Below are 19,329 nucleotides of genomic sequence, written 5' to 3'. Positions count from 1 at the left end.
CCGCCCGGGGGCGCCGGGCAGCCGCCGTCACCGGTCCGTCACTTGTCCTTGCTGCCGAACGCGAGGGCGAAATACTGCACGTCGTCGCGGTCGCTGATGATGTCCTGCGCCAGATAGAACCGGCCGTGCTCGAAGACGTACGGCACGCTGTCGCTGTACGTCAGCGTCGACTCGGCCTCCGCCGTGTCGTTCGGCAGCTCCAGCCAGGTCTCCTCCTTGGCGGAGTCCGGGTCTATCGCCAGGATCTCGCCTCCGGAGTCGTACGTCCCCTTCCGGTACGCGATGATCTTGCCGTCCTCCACCCGCAGCGGCACCATCGTCCGCTTCTCACCGGCGTCGTACTTCTTCGTCGGCTTGCCGGTGTCGAGATCGAAGGCGATGATCTCGTTCGTGTCGCCGTAGTCGCTCTTGCCCTGGTGCTCGCGCGACGGCAGGTACATCGTGTCGCCGTCCACCGCCACCGTCGTGCACGACTCGGCGCCGCCGGAGTAGTCGCAACCGGGCTTGTAGCGCGGGCCCGCCGTCTCCGTGCCCAGCGAGATCTTCGAGCGCAGTTCGCCCTCGTCGAGGGCGAAGATGTCGGTCTCGGTGGTCTTGCCCGCGCCGATCGTGATCACCGGCGGCTCGACGCTGAGCACCTGGACGCTCTGCACTCCGTCCGGCACGTCGTACGACCAGTAGATGCCGCCGCTGGCCGGGTCGACCTTCTGGACCTTCATGTCCTCGTTGAGCGAGCCGCAGAAGACCAGGCCGAGCAGGTTCGTCCCGTCGCTGGCGTAGTCGTGGTCCTTGCACTCGGTGGTGGGCTTGGTCTGCCAGACCGGGTCACCGCCGGCGAGGGGGAACGCCGCGGAGCCGGAGAGGCCCGAAGCGATGACCGTGCCGTCGGCGATGGTCACGTGGTCGAACTTCAGGCTCTCGTCGGCGGTCGCCACGTGCTGCTTCCACAGCTCCTCGCCGGTGTTGACGTCGAAGACCACGACCTCGGTGCACGGCGCGTACGAGTCGTCGGGGTCGGAGACCTTGCCGTCCTGGACCAGCATGGCGGCCTTGCCGTCGTCGGTGACCGCCCGCGAGGCGCCGCACACCAGGCCGTCGGTGGGCAGCTCCCAGGCCTCCTTGCCGGTCGTGGTGTCGTAGCCCTTCACGGCGTTCAGCTCGCCCTTGGCGTAGACCTTCTCCGTCGCCCACTGGCCCTCGGCGGGCCAGGTCGCGCCCTCCTCGGCCTGCGGGTACGGGACGCCGAAAAGCAACTCGCCGTCGGCGCTGGCGGGCTTGCTGTCGCTGACGGTCTTCTTGGCGCCGCCGACACCGCCCCCGCCACCGCCGCCGGCCTGCGTGTCACCGTCGTCGCGGGTGAGGAACCAGCCCGTACCACTCGCGACCACGAGGATCGCCACCACCGCCGCGACGACCGTCCAGACGGGGACGAGCTTCTGCGCCTGCGGTTTGGCCGGCATGCCCGGGACCTGCGCCTGCGGGTAGCCGCCCGAGTGCTGCGGGGCGGGCTGCGCGAAGCTGTACGGCTCCTGCGCCTGCTGCGGTGCCTGCCCGTACGGCTGCGGGGCCGGGGGCTGCGGCGGCTGCGAGGGCTGGGCCTGGGGCTGCGCCGGCGGATAGCCGTACTGGGGCTGCTGCGCGGGCTGTTGCGGCTCCTGCGGCGCGCCGAAACCGCCGCCGGGCGCGGGCGGCGGCGGGGTCTGCGGATACCCGTAACCGGGCTGCTGCGGGTCCTCGGCGGGCGGCGGCCCGAAGCCACCGGACGGCGGCTGGCCCGGCGGCGGTGGCGGCTGCGACATTTCCCTGTCCCCCCGGATGGATGTGCGTACGAGCTGCGGTCGCGTGGCTCATTTCTACCACCCGCGGGTGACAGCCGCCGCCGGCCGCGTACGGACCGGGCATCCGGCCGTCCGCCGCGGGCTCAGCCCGCCTCGGCCGCCTCCGCCAGCTCCAGCCAGCGCAGCTCCAACTCCTCGCGCTCGGCCGCCAGCTCACGCAGTTGCCCGTCCAGCCCCGCCACCCGCGCGAAGTCCGTCGCGTGCTCGGCGATCGCGGCGTGCAGGTCGCTCTCCTTGCCGCCGATCCGGTCCAACTGCCGCTCGATGCGCTGCAGCTCCTTCTTCGCCGCCCGCGCGTCCGCCGCGGACAGCCCGGCCGCCGGCTGCGCCTGCCCCCCGGTCGCGGCCGGGGCCTGCGGCGGCTGTGTCTGCGGCTGCGTCTGCGTCTCGCGGATACGGGCCCGGCGGCGCAGGTACTCCTCGATCCCGCCCGGCAGCATCCGCAGCGTTCCGTCGCCCAGCAGCGCGTGCACCGTGTCCGTCGTGCGCTCGATGAAGTACCGGTCGTGGCTGATGACCACCAGCGTCCCCGGCCAGCCGTCCAGCAGGTCTTCGAGCTGGGTGAGGGTCTCGATGTCCAGGTCGTTGGTCGGCTCGTCGAGGAACAGCACGTTCGGCTCGTCCATCAGCAGCCGCAGCAACTGCAGCCGCCGCCGCTCGCCGCCGGACAGGTCGCCCACCGGCGTCCACTGCTTCTCCCGGCCGAAGCCGAACTGCTCGCACAGTTGCGAGGCGGTCATCTCCCGCCCCTTGCCGAGGTCCACCCGCTGCCGCACCCGCTCGACCGACTCCAGCAGCCGCCACTGCGGGTCCAGCTCGGTGACCTCCTGCGAGAGGTACGCGAGCCGCACGGTCCGCCCCGCGACGATCCGCCCGGCGGCCGGCTGCGCCTCGCCGCCGGAGCGGGCGGCGTCCGCGAGCGTACGCAGCAGGGACGTCTTGCCCGCGCCGTTGACGCCGAGGAGCCCGATGCGGTCGCCGGGGCCGAGCTGCCAGGTCAGCCCCTTCAGCAGCACCCTGCCGTCGGCGCCGCCCCCGGCCCGTACGGTGACGTCCTCCAGCTCGAAGACGGTCTTGCCGAGGCGGGAGTTGGCGAACTTCATCAGCTCCGCGGAGTCGCGGGGCGGCGGCACGTCGGCGATGAGCGCGTTGGCGGCCTCGATCCGGAAGCGGGGCTTGCTGGTACGGGCCGGGGCGCCGCGGCGCAGCCAGGCCAGCTCCTTGCGCACGAGGTTCTGCCGCTTGGCCTCCTCGGTGGCGGCGATCCGGGCGCGCTCGGCGCGGGCGAAGACGTAGTCGGAGTAGCCGCCGTCGTACTCGTGGACGGCGCCGCGCTGGACGTCCCACATGCGGGTGCAGACCTGGTCGAGGAACCAGCGGTCGTGGGTGACGACGACGAGCGCGGCGCGGCGGGTGCGCAGGTGCTCGGCGAGCCAGGCGATGCCCTCGACGTCGAGGTGGTTGGTCGGCTCGTCCAGGACGATGAGGCCGGGGGTGCCGATGAGCAGCTTGGCCAGCGCGATGCGGCGGCGTTCGCCGCCGGAGAGCGGGCCGATGACGGTGTCGAGGCCCTGCTCGAAGCCGGGCAGGTCGAGGCCGCCGAAGAGGCCGGTGAGCACGTCGCGGACGCGGGCGTCGCCCGCCCACTCGTGGTCGGCCATGTCGCCGACGACCTCGTGCCTCACGGTGGCGGCGGGGTCGAGGGTGTCGCCCTGGGTGAGGACGCCGAGGCTGAGGCCGCCGGTGTGGGTGACGCGGCCGGCGTCGGGCTCTTCCAGCTTGGCGAGGAGGCGGATGAGGGTGGTCTTGCCGTCGCCGTTGCGGCCGACGACGCCGATGCGGTCGCCTTCGGCGACGCCGAGGGAGATGCCGTCGAGGAGGGCGCGGGTGCCGTAGACCTTGTCGACGGCTTCCAGGTTGACCAGATTGGCGGCGGCCATGGCGGTGCGGTGCTCCTCGGGGGTCGGGGCCGGGTTCCTCGGCGGGCGGCCTCCAGCGTAGTTCGCGCCCGCCGGAACACCGCCCGCGGCCTTTCCCCGTCCCGGAACCGGGGCCCTCCGTCAGCCCACCACCACCGCGCCCGGTGCCGGGGCCTGGGCGACGCGGGCCTTGCGGCAGGTGCCCGACGCCTCCAGGGCCGCCGCGACCTCCGCCGCCGCCGTCTCGTCCGCCGCCAGGAACGCGCACGTCGGGCCCGAGCCCGAGACCAGGGCCGCCAGGGCGCCCGCCGTGGTGCCGGCCCGGAGGGTCGCGGCCAGGGAGGGGCGGAGGGACAGGGCCGCGGGCTGCAGGTCGTTGCCGCCGTCGATCGCGGTCAGGGCCGCGGCGAGGTCCGCCGGGTCGCCGGAGCCCAGCGCGTCCAGCACCGCCGGGGACGGGTCCGGGTCCGGTACGGAGCGGTCCGCCGCCAGGCGGTCGAACTCCCCGTAGACCTCCGGCGTCGACAGGCCGCCGTCGGCCACCGCGAAGACCCAGTACAGCGGGCCCTTCGCGGACAGCGTCGTCAGCCGCTCGCCGCGGCCGCGCCCCAGCGCCGCCCCGCCGACCAGGCTGAACGGCACGTCGCTGCCCAGCTCGGCGCAGATCCGCAGCAGCTCGTCGGTGCCGGTCCTGGTGCCCCACAGCTCGTCGCAGGCCAGCAGCGCGCCCGCACCGTCCGCGCTGCCGCCGGCCATGCCGCCGGCGACGGGGATGTCCTTCGCGATGTGCAGGTGCACGTTCGGCTGCCGCCCGTGCCGGGCGGCGAGCAACTGTGCGGCGCGGGCGGCGAGGTTCGAGGTGTCCGTGGGGACGGCGGCGGCGTCGGGGCCCGCGACCGTGACACTCAGGGCGTCGGCCTCGGTGGCGGTGACCTCGTCGTAGAGGCCGACGGCGAGGAAGACGTTCGCGAGGTCGTGGAAGCCGTCGGGGCGCGGCGGGCCGACGGCGAGCTGCACGTTGACCTTCGCGGGTACGCGGACGGTGACGCTCCGCGCGCCGGCGGGCGCGGGACCGGGGGCGGACGGGGTCGATCCGGATGTCACGGCGTGCTGCTCCTCGTGGTGGCGGTCCGGTGCCGGGACTCCGCGATCCGCGCGAAGTCCTCGATGGTCAGCGACTCGCCGCGGGCCTGCGGCGAGACGCCCGCGGCGCGCAGCGCGGCCTCGGCGGCGGGCGCCGAACCGGCCCAGCCGGTGAGCGCCGCGCGCAGCGTCTTGCGGCGCTGGGCGAAGGCGGCGTCGACGGCCGCGAAGACCTCGGTCCGCGTCGCGTGGGTCGCGGGCGGCTCGCGGCGGATGAGCGAGACGAGCCCGGAGTCGACGTTCGGGGCGGGCCAGAAGACGGTGCGGCCGATGGCGCCGGCCCGCTTGACGTCCGCGTACCAGGCGGCCTTGAGCGACGGCACGCCGTAGACCTTCGACCCGGGGGCGGCGGCGAGCCGGTCGGCGACCTCGGCCTGCACCATGACCAGGGTGCGTTCGATGCCGGGGAAGGTGGCCAGCATGTGCAGGAGCACGGGCACCGCGACGTTGTACGGGAGGTTGGCCACCAGCGCCGTCGGGGGCGGGCCCGGCAGCTCGGTGACCCGCAGCGCGTCGGCGTGCAGCAGCGCGAAGCGCTCCGCGCGGCGCGGCAGCCGGGCCCGTACGGTCGCGGGCAGGGCGGCGGCGAGCGCGTCGTCGATCTCGACCGCCGTGACGTGGGCCGCGGCCTGGAGCAGGGCGAGGGTGAGCGAGCCGAGGCCGGGGCCGATCTCGACCACGACGTCGTCCGGCCGCACGCCGGCGGCGCGCACGATGCGGCGGACGGTGTTGGGGTCGATGACGAAGTTCTGGCCGCGCTGCTTGGTGGGGCGTACGCCGAGGGCCGCCGCCAGCTCGCGGACGTCCGCGGGGCCGAGCAGCGGGTCCGGCTCGCCGGTGGGGGCGCTCACCGCTCCAGGTTATTCCCTGCGTCTTGGCGGACTCCTGGCGAGCCGCCGGCGGCGGGGCGTACGGGGTCTGCGGGGGCGTAGCCGAACGCGCGCGCGGTGTTGGCCGCGATCGCCGCCGCCAGCTCGTCGGGGTCCGTGCCGCGGGTCGCGGCCATGGCGCGCAGCGTGAGGGGGATCAGATACGGCGCGTTGGGGCGGCCCCGGTACGGCATCGGCGTCAGGAACGGCGCGTCCGTCTCGACGAGCAGCAGCTCCGCGGGCGCGACGGCGACCGCCTCGCGCAACTGCCCCGCGTTCTTGAAGGTCACGTTTCCGGCGAAGGACATGAAGTAACCGTTTTCCGCGCAGGTTTCGGCCATCGCCGCGCCCCCGGAATAGCAGTGGAATACCACCCGCTCCGGCGCCCCCTCTTCCTCAAGAATGCGCAGCACGTCGTCGTGCGCTTCCCGATCGTGAATGACGAGCGCTTTTTGCCGGCGTTTTGCCATCTCGATATGGCGGCGGAAGGAGTGCTGCTGCGCGGCGACGCCGTCGGGGCCTGTCCGGTAATAGTCGAGGCCGGTCTCGCCGACGCCGACGACCTGCGGCAGGGCGGCCAGCGCGTCGATCTCGTCGAGGGCGGCCTCCAGTCCCGCGCCCAGCCGCGGGGCCTCGTTGGGGTGCAGGGCGACGGTGGCCCATACCGCGTCGTGCGCGGCGGCGGTCTCCGCGGACCAGCGGGAGCGCTCCAGGTCGCAGCCGACCTGGATGAGGGTGGTGACGCCCACCCGGGCGGCGGCGGCCACCGCCTCGGCGACCGTGCCGTCCTGCATGTCGAGGTGCGTGTGCGAGTCCGCCGCGGGGTGGCCGAGCGGCTCGGGCGGCGGCGGCGCGGACGTCGCGTCCGCGCCGCCGGAGGTGTGCTGAGCCATGCCGGGGACTCTACTGGCCCGCTACGACACCGCCGTGCGGGGCGGTGGTCGCCCCGGGCCGGCCGGGGCCCCCGCGGGGTCAGGTGCGGCGTGAGCGCTGCCGCACCGACTCGACGGACCGGACCTGGCCGGCGCGCATGATGCGTACGACGTGCTCGCCGCAGTTCAGGCACGTGGGCCGGGTCAGCGGCGAGGGCACCCGCTCCCCGTCGGTGTGGTACGTGACGAAGGGCCGTCCCTTCGAATCGACGTGGTGGTGGATCTCGTAGCTCTGTTCCCAGCCGTGCCCGCACATCATGCAGGCGAAGGCATATGACTCGGTCACTGGCTCGGGTTCGGACATTGGCTGCTCCTCTTGTCCATGTGAGGGACAAGTCACCGGAACGCATCCCCTATTCCAGTGGACACCCATTCGGCGCCGCCCGCAGCCGCCGATACCATGAATTGAAAGAGTTTTGATACGACTACTCAGAGTTGTTTGCCGAGTTTTTCGCGGCCACCACCGCATCGAACACCTCGCGCTTGGGTACCCCGGCGTCCCGGGCGACCGCCGCGATGGCCTCCTTGCGCCCCTCCCCCGCCTCCTCGCGGACGGTGACCCGGCGGGCCAGCTCCGCGGCACCGGGCCGCTCGCGGTCCACGGGCGCGCCCTCCACCACCACCGTGACCTCGCCGCGTACGCCCTCGGCCGCCCAGTCCGCCAGCTCCTTCAGCGGGCCGCGCCTGACCTCCTCGTACGTCTTGGTCAGCTCCCGGCACACGGCGGCCCTGCGGTCCTCGCCGAAGACGCCGGCCATGGCGACGAGGCTGTCGGCGAGCCGGTGCGGGGCCTCGAAGTACACCAGGGTGCGCCGCTCGGCCGCCGCCTCCCGCAGCCGCGCCAGCCGCTCCCCCGGCTTGCGCGGCAGGAAGCCCTCGAAGCAGAACCGGTCCACCGGCAGCGCCGAGACCGCGAGCGCCGCCAGCACCGCGGAGGGGCCCGGCGCGGCGGTGACGGTGATGCCGGCCCGCACGGCGGCGGCGACGAGGCGGTAGCCGGGGTCGGAGACGGAGGGCATGCCGGCGTCGGTGACGAGCAGGACCCGCGCGCCGCCGGCCAGTTCCTCGACGAGATCGGGGGTACGGGCGCTCTCGTTGCCCTCGAAGTACGAGACGACCCGGGCCGTCGGCTGCACCCCGAGCGCCTGCGTCAGCCGGCGCAGCCGGCGGGTGTCCTCGGCGGCGATGACGTCGGCGGCGGCCAGCTCGGTCGCCAGCCGCGGCGGGGCGTCCGCGGGGTCGCCGATGGGCGTGCCTGCCAGTACGAGTAGTCCGCTCACGTCCCCATCCTGTCCGATGGCACGGACAGGTCGCGAGGACGGGTCCCGTCGCAGGTCCGTGACCGGGCCCCCGGCGGAGTCCGTGACCGGGTGCCTCGCGGCGGGCGGTCCGCCCGGGGGCGTACGGGCCGTGCGGCGGGCGCAGGACCGGTCCCGGCCGGTTCGGATCAGTCCCGCCGTGCCCGTCACGGGCGCGCCTAGGATGCCCACGTGAGCAGTGACACCGTGACGCAGCCCGCGCAGAGCCGGTCCGCGCCCGCCCCGGCGTGGCAACGGCGGCTCCGCGCGTTCGGGTACGTGCCGCGGCGTGAGCCCGGCGTCACGGAGCGGCTGGTGCCGCCGTACCGGCGGTCCGGGGCGCGGCTGCTGCACGTGGTCGGCGTGCCCGCGGTGACGGCGATGCGGGTGGCGCGGCTGGGCGCGTGGGGCGGTCCGCTGCTCGTGGCGCTCTTCGCCGGCGTGCTGCGGTTCGTGAACCTGAGCAGCCCGCGTGCGGTGATATTCGACGAGACGTATTACGCGAAGGACGCCTGGTCGCTGCTGCAGCTCGGCTACGAGGGCACATGGCCCAAGGACGCCAACGACAAGCTCCTCGACGACCCGCAGGTCATCCCGCTCAGCGAGGATCCCGGCTACGTCGTCCACCCGCCCGTCGGCAAGTGGATGATCGCGCTGGGCGAGTGGGCGTTCGGCCTGGACCCCTTCGGCTGGCGCTTCGTCGTCGCCCTGCTGGGCACGCTGTCGGTGCTCATGCTGTGCCGCATCGGCCGCCGGCTGTTCCGCTCCACGCTGCTCGGCTGTCTGGCGGGGCTGCTGATGGCGGTCGACGGCCTGCACTTCGTGATGAGCCGTACGGCGCTGCTCGACCTGGTGCTGATGTTCTGGGTGCTGGCGGCGTTCGGCTGTCTGCTCGTCGACCGGGACCGTGCGCGAGAACGGCTGGCCGCCGCGCTGCCCGCGGGACGGCCCGACGACACGGTGGCCTCCGGTCTGCGGCTGGGGGCGCGCCCGTGGCGGCTCGCGGCGGGAGTGTGCATGGGGCTCGCGCTGGGCACCAAGTGGAACGCGCTGTTCATCCTCGCCGCGTTCGGGCTGCTGACGGTGCTGTGGGACGCGGGCGCCCGCCGTACGGCCGGATCCCGCCGCCCGTACGCGCGCGCACTGCGCCTCGACGTGGTGCCGGCGTTCTTCTCCACGGTGCCCGTGGCGGTGGCCGTGTACGTCGCCTCCTGGACCGGCTGGTTCACCTCCGACAACGGCTACTTCCGCGGCTGGGCCGAGGACCGCGACACCGCGTTCCCCTTCGTCCCCGATGCCGTGCGCAGCCTGTGGCACTACCACGCGGTGGTCTACAGGTTCCATGTCAACCTCGACTCCGGCCACACCTACGACTCCAACCCGTGGAGCTGGCCCGTGGTCGGCCGGCCCGTGTCGTACTTCTGGGACGACCCCCGCCCCGGCTACGACGGCTGCCCCGCCGACGCGACGGAGAACTGCGCCCGCGAAGTGCTGGCGCTGGGCACCCCGCTGCTGTGGTGGCTGGGCATCGCCGCCGTGGTCTACGCGCTCTACCGCTGGGGCCTGCGCCGCGACTGGCGCGCCGGCGCGATCCTGTGCGGGCTGGCGGCCGGCTGGGTGCCGTGGCTCTTCTACCAGGAGCGCACGATCTTCCTCTTCTACGCCGTCGTCTTCCTCCCGTACCTGTGTCTGGCGGTGACGATGATGCTCGGCGCGATGGCCCGCGCCGGCACCGCCGCCCTCGCGGGCCCGGCCACGTCCGGAGCCGGCCCCGGCCCGGCCCAGCCCACCGAATGGCGCAGAGCCGCGGGCGTGGTCGCGGCGGGGGTGCTCGTCCTCCTGGTGCTCTGGAACTTCATCTACTTCTGGCCGATCTACACCGGCGAGACGATTACCCGCGACGCCTGGGAGGCGCGCATGTGGCTGGGGAGTTGGGTCTGAGCGCGACGACCACGGGTGGGCGTCCGTGCGGCAGGTGGCTTAATGTGCTTGACGCAGGGTCGAAATGGTCTCGGGGCGCGCAGAGGGAGCACGGCAGATGGCGGGCAGCCACCGGCGCAGACGCGCCGGATCATATGCGTCGGCGCGAGCCACGCGCACCCGGATCGCAGTAGTCGTCGGAGTCGGTGCCGCGGTCGTGGGTGCGGCCGGGTTCGGCGCGTACAGCCTCCTGGAGGACGACAAGGCGGAGAACGGCGGCAACGCGCTGTCGGCGCCGGCCTCATCCGATCCGGTGAAGACCGGACCACCGGGCCCCAAGGAGACCGGCAGGGCGGCGGGGGACTTCCTCGCCGCCTGGGCGAGCGGCAACACCGAGACCGCGGCCGGGCTGACGGACAACAGAAAGGCGGCGCTTCGCGCCCTCAAGTCCTACCGCGAGGACGCGGGCGTCGAGAAGGTGAAGCTGACCCCCGGCCGGCCGCAGGGCACCGAAGTGCCGTTCAGCGTCGACGCCCGGGTGACCTTCGGGGACAACGTCAAGCCGTGGGCGTACAACTCGGCGCTCGAAGTCGTACGGGACGAGAAGACGGGCGAGGCCGAGGTCGCCTGGGACCCGTCCCTCATACATCCCAAGCTCACCGAAGGGGAGCGGCTGCGCACCGGTTCGACCGAGGCCCCGCCGATCAAGGCATTGGACCGCACAGGCGCCAGGCTCGACCCCGAGAAGTACCCCTCGCTCGAGCCCGTCATCGCCGATCTGCGCGAACGTTACGGCGCGAAGGCCGGCGGCAAGGCGGGCGTCAAGGTCTGGACCGAGCCCGCGGACGCGCGCGACAAGGGCGACAAGGGCGACAAGAAGAAGGACGAGGACGACGACAAGGCGGGCACGCCCGAGACCCTTCTGGTGCTCTCCAAGCCCAAGGCCGGCACGCTGCAGACGACGCTGGACGCGGCCGTGCAGGAGACCGCCGAGGCGGCCGTCGCCAAGCAGGGCGGCGCGGCGCTGGTCGCGCTGCAGCCCAGCACCGGCCAGGTGCTCGCGGTCGCCAATCAGACCGCCGACGGCTTCAACACGGCGCTCCAGGGCACGCTGCCGCCCGGCTCGACGATGAAGGTCGTCACGGCCTCGATGCTCATGGACAAGGGCCTGGCCGCGCCCGACGAGCCGCACCCGTGCCCGCGGTACAAGGCGTACGGTGGCTGGGAGTTCGAGAACGTCGGCGACAACTCGTTCACCATCCAGGGCGGCACGTTCACGCAGTCCTTCACCGCCTCCTGCAACACCGCGTTCATCTCGATGGCGGAGAAGCTGGAGAACGACGATCTGACGAAGCAGGCCCGGGACGTCTTCGGCATCGGGCTCAACTGGCAGACGGGCGTGACCACGTTCGACGGCTCGGTGCCGGTGCAGTCCGGCGTCGAGATGGCGCTGTCGCTGATCGGCCAGGGCGGGGTGCGGATGAACCCGCTGACGATGGCGTCGGTGTCGGCGACCGCGAAGTCCGGCGTCTTCAAGCAGCCGCACCTGGTGCCGCAGTCGTTCGACGGGCGGCAGTTCGCGACGGCGCCGAAGAGCATGAAGGCGTCGACGGCGCAGTCGCTGCGGGAGCTGATGGAGGAGACGGCGAGGTCCGGGACCGCGGCGGGGGCGATGAGCGGGCTGACCGGGCAGGTGGGCGCGAAGACCGGCTCCGCGGAGATGGGCGGCCAGGAGGAGACGGACGCCTGGTTCACCGCGTACCGCGGGGACCTGGCGGCGGCGGCCACGGTGCCGAACATCGGGCACGGCGGTGAGTTCGCGGGTCCGCTGGTGCGCGACGTGCTGGCGGCGCACGGAGGCTGAGGCGTGACGTCCCCGGGGCCCGGCGGCAGCCGCCGGGCCCCGGGGTGCGGAATGTGTTCGCGTGGCCCGTACACCGGGCGTTAACGTCACCTCCATGACGACAGCCGACACCGCACATCCGCTCTTCGCCGCCGCCCTCGCCGAACTCGGCCTGAGCGTTCCGGTACGCCGCTTTCCGGACGCCACCCGCACCGCGGCGCAGGCGGCGGAGGCCATCGGCTGCGAGCTGAGCCAGATCGTCAAGTCCCTGATCTTCGCGGCGGACGGCGTACCGGTGCTCGTCCTGATGGACGGCGCCTCACGGGTGGACACCGAGCGCGTACGTGCCGAGTTGGGCGCCGCGGGCGTGCGCCGGGCGGACGCGGCGGTGGTGCGCGAGGCCACGGGGTACGCCATCGGCGGCGTGCCGCCCTTCGGGCACGTGACGCGCATGACGGTGCTCGCCGACCGCGGGCTCCTCGACCACGGCGAGGTCTGGGCCGCCGCGGGCGACCCGCACACCGTCTTCCCCATGGCGCCCAAGGACCTCGTCGCGCACGCGGGCGCGCGGGTCGCCGACGTGTCCGAGGTGTGCGAGCCGGGGGTGTGACCCCCCTCATAGCCGCGGCGGTCCTCGCGGCCGCCGTGATGCACGCCTCGTGGAACGCCATCGCCCACGGGTTCAAGGACCAGTTGGTCGTCTTCGCCCTCATCGGGGTGGGCGACGTGCTGATCGCGGGGGCCGCGGTGTTCTTCGTGCCGGTCCCGGCGGCCGGCGCCTGGCCGTGGCTGCTGGCGTCGGTCGCCATCCACCTCGTGTACATGACGCTGCTCATGCAGTCGTTCCGGCTGGGCGACTTCGGGCAGGTCTACCCGATAGCCCGCGGCACGGCCCCGCTGGTCGTCGCGGCCGTGGCCCATCTCTTCCTCGACGAGCGGCTGGGCCTGTGGCAGACGGCGGGCGTCGCGGTGGCGTGCGCGGGCCTGAGCGGCATCGCCCTGTGGGGGCTGCGCGGCAAGGACACCCGCCCGGACTGGGCGGCCCTGGCCGCGGCGTTCGCGACGGGCCTGTCCATCGCGGCGTACACGATCGTCGACGGCGTCGGCGTGCGCGCCTCCGGCAGCGCGATGGGCTACACGGCGTGGCTGGTCCTGCTCATGGGTCCGTGGATCCCGCTGGCGGCGCTGGTGCTGCGCGGCCCGGGAATGGTGCGCGAGCTGGGCCCGGTGGCCATGCGGGGGCTGCTGGGTGGGGCGATCTCCATCACGGCGTACGGGCTGGTGCTCTGGGCGCAGACGCGCGCCCCGCTGGCGCCGATAGCGGCGCTACGGGAGTCGAGCATCGTGGTGGGGGCGGCGATCGGGGCGGTGTTCCTCAAGGAGCGGTTCGGCGGGCCGCGGATCGTCGGCGCGTGCCTGATGCTGGCGGGGATCGCACTGGTTCTGCTCCCGGCGTAGCCGGGGCGTCCCGAGGGTGTGACGAGTACGCAACAGGGGTTATCCACAGGGGTTTTTTCCGCGGGCGTTCACCTTCAGGATGGAATCTCCGCAACACCGACCACGGGGGATGACCATGGCAGTGCTCGAAGAAGGGACCAAACCGCAGTCAGGGCAGGCGTCGGACCGGCATGCGCCGCGGCGCCACCTCGGCGCGTATCTGACGGCGGCGGTGCTGCTCACGGCCCTGGGCCGCATGGTGATCGTCTGGATCTACTACGACTTCGACTATGTGCACACCGAAGCGGAGGACTTCCTCAAGGCGCTGTACGACCCGCGCGTCATCCTGGAGCCCGAGCTGTTCAGCCCGTACGTGTGGGCGTTCACGGTGGCGCTGCTGGCGACGGGCCTGGTCGCGGCGCTGAACCGGCGGGCGGGGCGGGGGGCGGCGCTGCTGTGCGGCTTCGTGATGTTCGCGACCGCCGCGCGCGAGCTGATCGGCCTGGCGACGAGCGACCAGTTCCGCCAGTGGTACATCGGGGGCAACGACCTCGAGGTCGCGATCATCACCAGTTGGGCGATGGTCCTGCTGTTCTCGGCGACCGTCGTCGTGCTGATGCTCCGGGCGGGCGACCGGCCGGCCGCAGGCGCGGCGGGGATGCCGGCGCGGGGGTCGCAGCTCTACGTGATAGCCGGAGGCCTGATGGTCGTCCTCGGCCTGGCGCTCGTCGGCTGGATCGTGCGCATGCTGACCCGGGAAGGGGTCGACAAGGGGGCGTACTTCAAGGGGCTGGTGGACGCCGGCGAGAATCCCTACCCGGCGCTCGCCGGCTCCGGGGAGTTCTGGTCGGCGGTGTTCCCGGTGGCGCTGCTGGTGCTGGGCGTGCTGGCGCTGATGCGGCGGCCGGTGGTGCGGGGCGCATCGATCACCCTCCTCGGGGTGCTGCTCTACCTGTACGTCCGCCAGATGATCGGCATGACCATCAGCGACTACCCGAACGACGTGGCGGACGGGAACCGGATCCCCTTTCCCGGCTGGGACGTGTACACCGAGGACACGGAGGGCTGGCTCAACCTGGCCACCTATGTCGGGGGCGCGCTGATAGCCGTCGCCGTGATCGCGATGATGCTGCGCGCGCCGGAGCCCGCGGCCGGGGCGTCCGTGCCGCCGGTGGCGGGCGGTAACGTGCCGCCGCAGCCGATGGCGCAGCCGGCACCGCAGGCGCAGCCGACGGCTCAGCCGCACTACGACGCGAGCCCCCAGCCGCCGTACGACGCGACGCCGCAGGCGCCGACCATAGCCGCGCCGCCGCCCCCGGCCGCGCCGCCGCCGGCGCCGCCTGCCGGTCCGCCGCCCGCGGGCTGATCAGGCGGGGGCGGCGACGGGTCAGACCGGGCGTACCGTGTCGCCGGGGCGGACGGTGCCGGGGGTCAGCACCTCTGCGCCCACGCCGATGCACATCCCGCGGTCCGCGGTCAGGGTCTTGAGCACCCGGCGGTCCTCCGGCAGGTCGCGCTGTGCCATGGTCGTCATCACGCAGCGCTTCATACGCAGGGTGACCCGCAGCCGCACCTCGTCGCCCACGGCCACCTCCCGGCCCACCCAGTCCTCCTCGATCCAGGGTTCGTCGGTGTCCAGAAGGATGTTCTTGCGGAAGCGGCGGGCGTCGGCGGGTTCGGTGTCGCCGAGGATGCGGCCGAGCGCGTGCAGGGAGGCGGTGCCGATGAGCGTCACGCCGCAGTCGTCGTAGTGCGAGACGGCGTCCTCGCGGGCCAGCCGGACGTCCGCGCCGAGCAGTTCGGCGAGGTGGGCGTCGTCGCGCAGGGCGGAGCCGTCGGGGGTGAGGACGTGCGGGCGGGCGGTGCCGGCGTCGTGGGCGGCGGCGTAGGAGGCGGAGAAGTGGAGCAGGCCCTCGGTGCGGCGGAAGCGCCGGGAGTTCTTGCCGCTGCCGAGCTTGCCGTCGCCGTAGGTGACGGCCCAGAGGCGGTCGCCGACCGCGCCGCGCTCGTCGATGACGAGTTCCGGCAGCCGTTCGCCGAGCATGGACTTGACCGGGAAGCGCCGGAGCGTGGCGACGGAGGGTTCCGGAGAGGGTGTCGGAGCCGGTATGGCGGGCGGGAGTTCGGGCATGCTTCGGACCCTATGCCCGGCCCGGTCGAAGCCGAAGGGTATTTCCCGGCCGTACGCGGCCGGGGACGCACCCCGGCCGTCGCCACGGCGCCCGCCCCCGGACGCCGCCCGGCCCGCCCTCCGCCTCCGGCCACCGCGACGGCGTCCGGCGCGCCACGGCATCCGCCGCCCGACTTGCCGTGTCCCCTTCTGCCCCGAAACATGGAGGTTGTGACAGCCGGTTCCGACAGCACCGCCGCACCCGGCCCCGGCCTGCCCTACCTCCGCTTCCCTCACCTGCACGGCGACCTCCTCTGCTTCGCCGCGGAGGACGACCTGTGGCTGGCCCCGCTGCCCGCCCCCGGCGCCAAGCCCGAGCGGGGCTGGCGGCTGACCGTCGACCGCACCCGGGTCGGCCACCCGCGGTTCTCGCCGGACGGGCGGTTCATCGCGTTCACCAGTTGGCACAGCCTCGACGCCGAGATCCACGTCGTGTCCGCGGAGGGCGGCGGGGCCCGGCGGCTGACGTACTGGGGCAGCCCGGACACCCGGGTGTGCGGCTGGACGCCGCCGGGCACCGGCGAGGACGGCACGGCGCAGATCCTCGCGGTGTCCTCCCAGGGCCAGCCGCTGTCGTACCAGACCTGGTCCTACCTCGTGCCGACCGACGGCTCCCCCGGGCGCCGGCTGCCCTGGGGCCCGGTCGACGACATCGCGGTCGCGGAGCTGTCCGGCCACCGCAAGACGCTGCTGCTCACCGGCCGCCCGCCGCACGAGCCCGCCTCCTGGAAGCGCTACCGCGGCGGCGCCACCGGCCGCATCTATCTGCACGGCGAGCGGCTGCTCGCGGACCTCGGCGGGCACGTGGAGTGCGTGATGTTCGTCGGTCCGCCGCCCGCCACGCGGATCGCCTTCCTCTCCGACCACGAGGGCGTCGGCAACCTCTACTCCTGCCTCCCCGACGGCACGGATCTGCGCCGGCACAGCGACCACGCCGAGTTCTACGCCAGGAACGCCGCCACGGACGGCTACCGGGTGATCTACCAGTGCGCCGGCGAGCTGTGGCTCGCCGAGGACTTCGGCCCTGCCTGCGAGCCGCGCCGCCTCGACGTGCGGCTCGGCAGCCCGCGGGTCGGGCGGCGGCCGTACCAGGTGGCCGCGCAGAACAACGTCCACGGACTGACCGTCGACACCACCGGGCGGGCCAGCGCCGTCGCGGTGCGCGGCGCGCTGTACTGGCTGACCCACCGCGACGGCCCGGCGCGCACGATCACCGAGACCCCCGGCGTCCGGATCAGGCTGCCGGAGATGCTGGGAGACACCAACCGCGTCGCGTACGTCACGGACGCCGCCGGCGACGACGCCATCGAGATCGCCGACCTGCCGCGCACCGGTGCCGTGGGCGAACCGCTGCGGCTGGCGGCCGGGAAGCTGGGCCGGGTGCTGGCGATGACGCCGTCGCCGGACGGGCGGCACCTCGCGATCGCTTCGCACGACGGCCGGCTGCTGCTGGTCCGGGTGCCGGAGCGGGTGCACGCGGACGAGCGGATGTCGGCGGAGGTGGCGGAAGAGTTCGCGGAGGCGGTACGGGCCGCGGAGGAGCTGTCGCCCGCGGAGGCGGCGGGCGACTGCCAGCTCACCGAGCTGATCCGGTCGGTCAACGGGCCCGTACGCGACCTGGCGTTCTCGCCGGACTCCAAGTGGCTCGCCTGGGCGCATCCGGGCATCGGCCGTTCGCTGCGGCAGATCAAGATCGCCCGGGTCGCGGACCGGATGATCGTGGACGTCACGGACGGCAGGTTCGAGGACGAGGAGCCGGTGTTCACGCGCGACGGGCGTTATCTGGCGTTCCTGTCCTGGCGCGGCTTCGACCCGGTGTACGACGTGCACACCGGCGACCTGTCGTTCCCGCTGGGCTCCCGCCCCTATCTCGTACCGCTGCATCCCGCGACGCCGTCGCCGTTCGCCCTGTCCGCCGAAGGACGGCCCGCGGCCGGCGGGATGGACCCGGTCGGCCCGCGGGCGGCGGACGCGGGCGCGAACTCCGCGGTGCTGGTGGAGCCGGAGGGGCTGGAGAGCCGGGTGACGCCGATTCCGGTGCCGGCGTCCAAGTACTCCTCTCTCGTGCCGGTCGCCGGCGGCGGGCTGGTCTGGCTGCGCTGGCCGATCTCCGGGGCGCTCGGTGAGACGTTCGCCAACCCCGCGGACACCTCGGGCCGGCCGACGCTGGAGCACTTCGCCATCTCCACCGCCCGGCTCACCGAGCTGACGTCGCTGGTGACGGAGATCGCCGTGAGCGGCGACGGGAGCCGGCTGGTCGCCAACGACGGCGGCTCGCTGCGTGCGATCCCGGCGACAGGCCTGGCGGACGCGGACACCACGGTCTACATCGACATGCGGCGCGTGCTGCACACCGCCGACCCGGTGGCCGAGTGGCACCAGGCGTACGACGAGGCCGGCCGGATCATCCGGGCGTACTTCTGGGAGCCGCACATGTGCGGCGTGGACTGGGACGAGGTGCTGGCGCAGTACCGGCCGCTGCTGGACCGGGTGGCCTCCCCCGACGAGTTCGCCGACCTGCTGCGCGAAGTGCTGGGCGAGCTGGGCACGTCGCACGCGTACGTCACGCCCGCCCGCCGCAACGAGGGCCCGCCGCACTACCAGCGGCCCATCGGCTTCCTCGGCGTGAACTTCGTCCGGACCCGCGACGGCCGCGGCTGGGCGCTGGCCCGCATCCTGCCCGGCGACTCCTCCGACACCCGCGCCCGCTCCCCGCTGGCCGGCACCGGCATCCCGGACGGCTCGGTGCTCACGCACGTCGACGGCCGCCCGGTCGACCCGGTGACGGGCCCGTACCCGCTGCTGGAGGGCGCGGGGGGCACGTCGGTGGAGCTGACGTTCGCGATCGAGGGCGGCGGGGGCAGGCTGCGCCGGGTTGCCGTGGTGCCGCTCGTCGACGACCGGCCGCTGCGCTACCAGGACTGGGTGGCGGCGCGGCGCGCGGTGGTGCACGAGCTGAGCGGCGGGCGCTGTGGCTACCTGCACATCCCGGACATGATCGGCAGCGGCTGGGCGCAGTTCAACAGGGACGTGCGGATGGAGATGAACCGCGAGGCGCTGATCGTGGACGTACGGGGCAACGCGGGCGGGCACATCAGCGAGCTGGTGCTGGAGAAGCTGACCCGCACGATCATGGGCTGGGACCTGACGCGCCACACGCAGCCCGTCTCGTACACCTCGACCGCGCCCCGCGGGCCGATGGTGGCGCTGGCCGACGAGGCCACGTCGTCGGACGGCGACATGATCACGGCGGCGTTCAAGCTGCTCGGCCTCGGCCCGGTGGTGGGGCTGCGGACGTGGGGCGGGGTGGTCGGGATGACGGGCCGGCACCGGCTGGGCGAGGGCACGGTGATCACGGTGCCGATGAACGCGGCCTGGTTCGACGAGTACGGCTGGGGCGTGGAGAACGCCGGCGTCCCGCCCGACGTGATCGCCGAACGCACGCCGCTGGACTGGGCGGAGGGCCGGACCTCCGAGCTGAACGTCGCGGTGGCCACCGCGCTCGACCTGCTGCGCGAGCACCCGGCGGCGGCGCCGCCGGACTACACCGACGTGCCGGACCGGAGCCGGCCGCCGCTGCCGCCGCGCACGCGGCGGTCGTAGAAGACCCGGGAGGCGTCATGGCACTTGGCCCGAAATGCGGCATTCGCCGGTCCATGCAAGCCTGAGGGAGGCCCCCAACCCTCTTTCTCACAAGGAGTGACAAGAATGGGCGCATTCGACAAGGCGAAGGACATGGTCGGTGAAGCGGCCGAGAAGGCCAAGGAAGCCGCACAGAAGGCGCAGCAGAACCGCGAGCGCAGGCAGGACTCCGGCCAGGACACTTCGCGGCGCGGCCAGGAGGGCGCGGAGCAGGGCCGCGACCGTACGAAGGAAGGCCGCGACGACACGCGGGAGCAGCGCTGACACGGCGTGGTTGAGCCATGCACGAGGGGCGCACCCCATGCCGGGTGCGCCCCT

General features: G+C 73.5%; 15 protein-coding genes. 7 read left to right on the top strand and 8 right to left on the bottom strand.

The features are described 5' to 3' along the window. Window positions 1-38 precede the first annotated feature (38 nt). The 7 genes from ABGA99_RS31530 to rsmI all read right to left on the bottom strand — a co-directional run bounded on the left by ABGA99_RS31530 (window position 39) and on the right by rsmI (window position 7,981). Entirely contained in the window at window positions 39-1,799 is a 1,761-nt protein-coding gene (locus tag ABGA99_RS31530) for a PQQ-binding-like beta-propeller repeat protein (RefSeq protein ID WP_347583978.1), read from the bottom strand. Window positions 1,800-1,921: 122 nt separating this feature from the next. After that, window positions 1,922-3,778, bottom strand: a complete 1,857-nt coding sequence (locus ABGA99_RS31525) for an ABC-F family ATP-binding cassette domain-containing protein (protein WP_347583977.1) — start codon at window positions 3,776-3,778, stop codon at window positions 1,922-1,924. A gap of 120 nt (window positions 3,779-3,898) precedes the next feature. Continuing rightward, a complete protein-coding gene (locus ABGA99_RS31520; RefSeq protein ID WP_347580409.1) occupies window positions 3,899-4,861 on the bottom strand; it encodes a 4-(cytidine 5'-diphospho)-2-C-methyl-D-erythritol kinase in 963 nt (320 codons plus the stop codon). Then, a complete protein-coding gene (rsmA, locus tag ABGA99_RS31515; RefSeq protein WP_347580410.1) occupies window positions 4,858-5,751 on the bottom strand; it encodes a 16S rRNA (adenine(1518)-N(6)/adenine(1519)-N(6))-dimethyltransferase RsmA in 894 nt (297 codons plus the stop codon). The genes ABGA99_RS31520 and rsmA overlap by 4 nt, the downstream gene beginning before the upstream one ends. Then, entirely contained in the window at window positions 5,748-6,662 is a 915-nt protein-coding gene (locus tag ABGA99_RS31510; protein WP_347583976.1) for a TatD family hydrolase, read from the bottom strand. The genes rsmA and ABGA99_RS31510 overlap by 4 nt, the downstream gene beginning before the upstream one ends. Before the next feature lie 79 nt (window positions 6,663-6,741). Then, window positions 6,742-7,005, bottom strand: coding sequence for a hypothetical protein (locus ABGA99_RS31505; protein ID WP_347580412.1), 264 nt, complete (start codon window positions 7,003-7,005; stop codon window positions 6,742-6,744). A 121-nt stretch (window positions 7,006-7,126) separates the two neighbouring features. Then, on the bottom strand, window positions 7,127-7,981 hold the full coding sequence (gene rsmI / locus ABGA99_RS31500; protein ID WP_347583975.1) for a 16S rRNA (cytidine(1402)-2'-O)-methyltransferase: 855 nt from the start codon (window positions 7,979-7,981) through the stop codon (window positions 7,127-7,129). A 210-nt stretch (window positions 7,982-8,191) separates the two neighbouring features. On the opposite strand from rsmI, the gene ABGA99_RS31495 reads away from it, so the two are divergent. The 5 genes from ABGA99_RS31495 (at window position 8,192) to ABGA99_RS31475 (ending at window position 14,565) form a co-directional block, all read left to right on the top strand. Further along, on the top strand, window positions 8,192-9,940 hold the full coding sequence (locus ABGA99_RS31495; protein WP_347580465.1) for a phospholipid carrier-dependent glycosyltransferase: 1,749 nt from the start codon (window positions 8,192-8,194) through the stop codon (window positions 9,938-9,940). 97 nt (window positions 9,941-10,037) lie between these two features. Next, window positions 10,038-11,783, top strand: coding sequence for a penicillin-binding transpeptidase domain-containing protein (locus ABGA99_RS31490; protein WP_347583974.1), 1,746 nt, complete (start codon window positions 10,038-10,040; stop codon window positions 11,781-11,783). A 94-nt stretch (window positions 11,784-11,877) separates the two neighbouring features. Beyond that, window positions 11,878-12,372 (top strand): YbaK/EbsC family protein, encoded by a 495-nt coding sequence (locus tag ABGA99_RS31485; RefSeq protein ID WP_347580467.1) that lies wholly within the window; start codon window positions 11,878-11,880, stop codon window positions 12,370-12,372. Then, window positions 12,369-13,220 carry an EamA family transporter gene (locus ABGA99_RS31480; protein WP_347580468.1) on the top strand — a complete coding sequence of 284 codons (852 nt, stop codon included), beginning with the start codon at window positions 12,369-12,371 and terminating at the stop codon, window positions 13,218-13,220. The genes ABGA99_RS31485 and ABGA99_RS31480 overlap by 4 nt, the downstream gene beginning before the upstream one ends. Window positions 13,221-13,335: 115 nt before the next feature. Further along, the gene (locus ABGA99_RS31475; RefSeq protein ID WP_347580469.1) at window positions 13,336-14,565 is read left to right on the top strand and encodes a hypothetical protein; all 1,230 of its coding nucleotides are present in this window, start codon (window positions 13,336-13,338) and stop codon (window positions 14,563-14,565) included. A gap of 21 nt (window positions 14,566-14,586) precedes the next feature. Here the strand turns inward: ABGA99_RS31475 and ABGA99_RS31470 are convergent, their stop codons facing one another. Next, window positions 14,587-15,330 carry an MOSC domain-containing protein gene (locus ABGA99_RS31470; protein WP_347580470.1) on the bottom strand — a complete coding sequence of 248 codons (744 nt, stop codon included), beginning with the start codon at window positions 15,328-15,330 and terminating at the stop codon, window positions 14,587-14,589. A gap of 201 nt (window positions 15,331-15,531) precedes the next feature. Between ABGA99_RS31470 and ABGA99_RS31465 the strand changes: the two genes are divergently transcribed. Together ABGA99_RS31465 and ABGA99_RS31460 are read left to right on the top strand one after the other, a co-directional pair. Continuing rightward, complete coding sequence (locus ABGA99_RS31465; RefSeq protein WP_347583973.1) at window positions 15,532-18,972, top strand: S41 family peptidase; 3,441 nt, start codon at window positions 15,532-15,534, stop codon at window positions 18,970-18,972. Between the two features lie 105 nt (window positions 18,973-19,077). Continuing rightward, complete coding sequence (locus ABGA99_RS31460) at window positions 19,078-19,275, top strand: hypothetical protein (protein ID WP_347580472.1); 198 nt, start codon at window positions 19,078-19,080, stop codon at window positions 19,273-19,275. The last annotated feature ends 54 nt before the right edge of the window (window positions 19,276-19,329 follow it).

This window comes from Streptomyces sp. B5E4 (genome assembly GCF_039871555.1).
In the GTDB taxonomy this organism is placed as follows: Bacteria; Actinomycetota; Actinomycetes; order Streptomycetales; family Streptomycetaceae; genus Streptomyces.
This window is presented reverse-complemented; position numbering and strand designations above follow the sequence as displayed.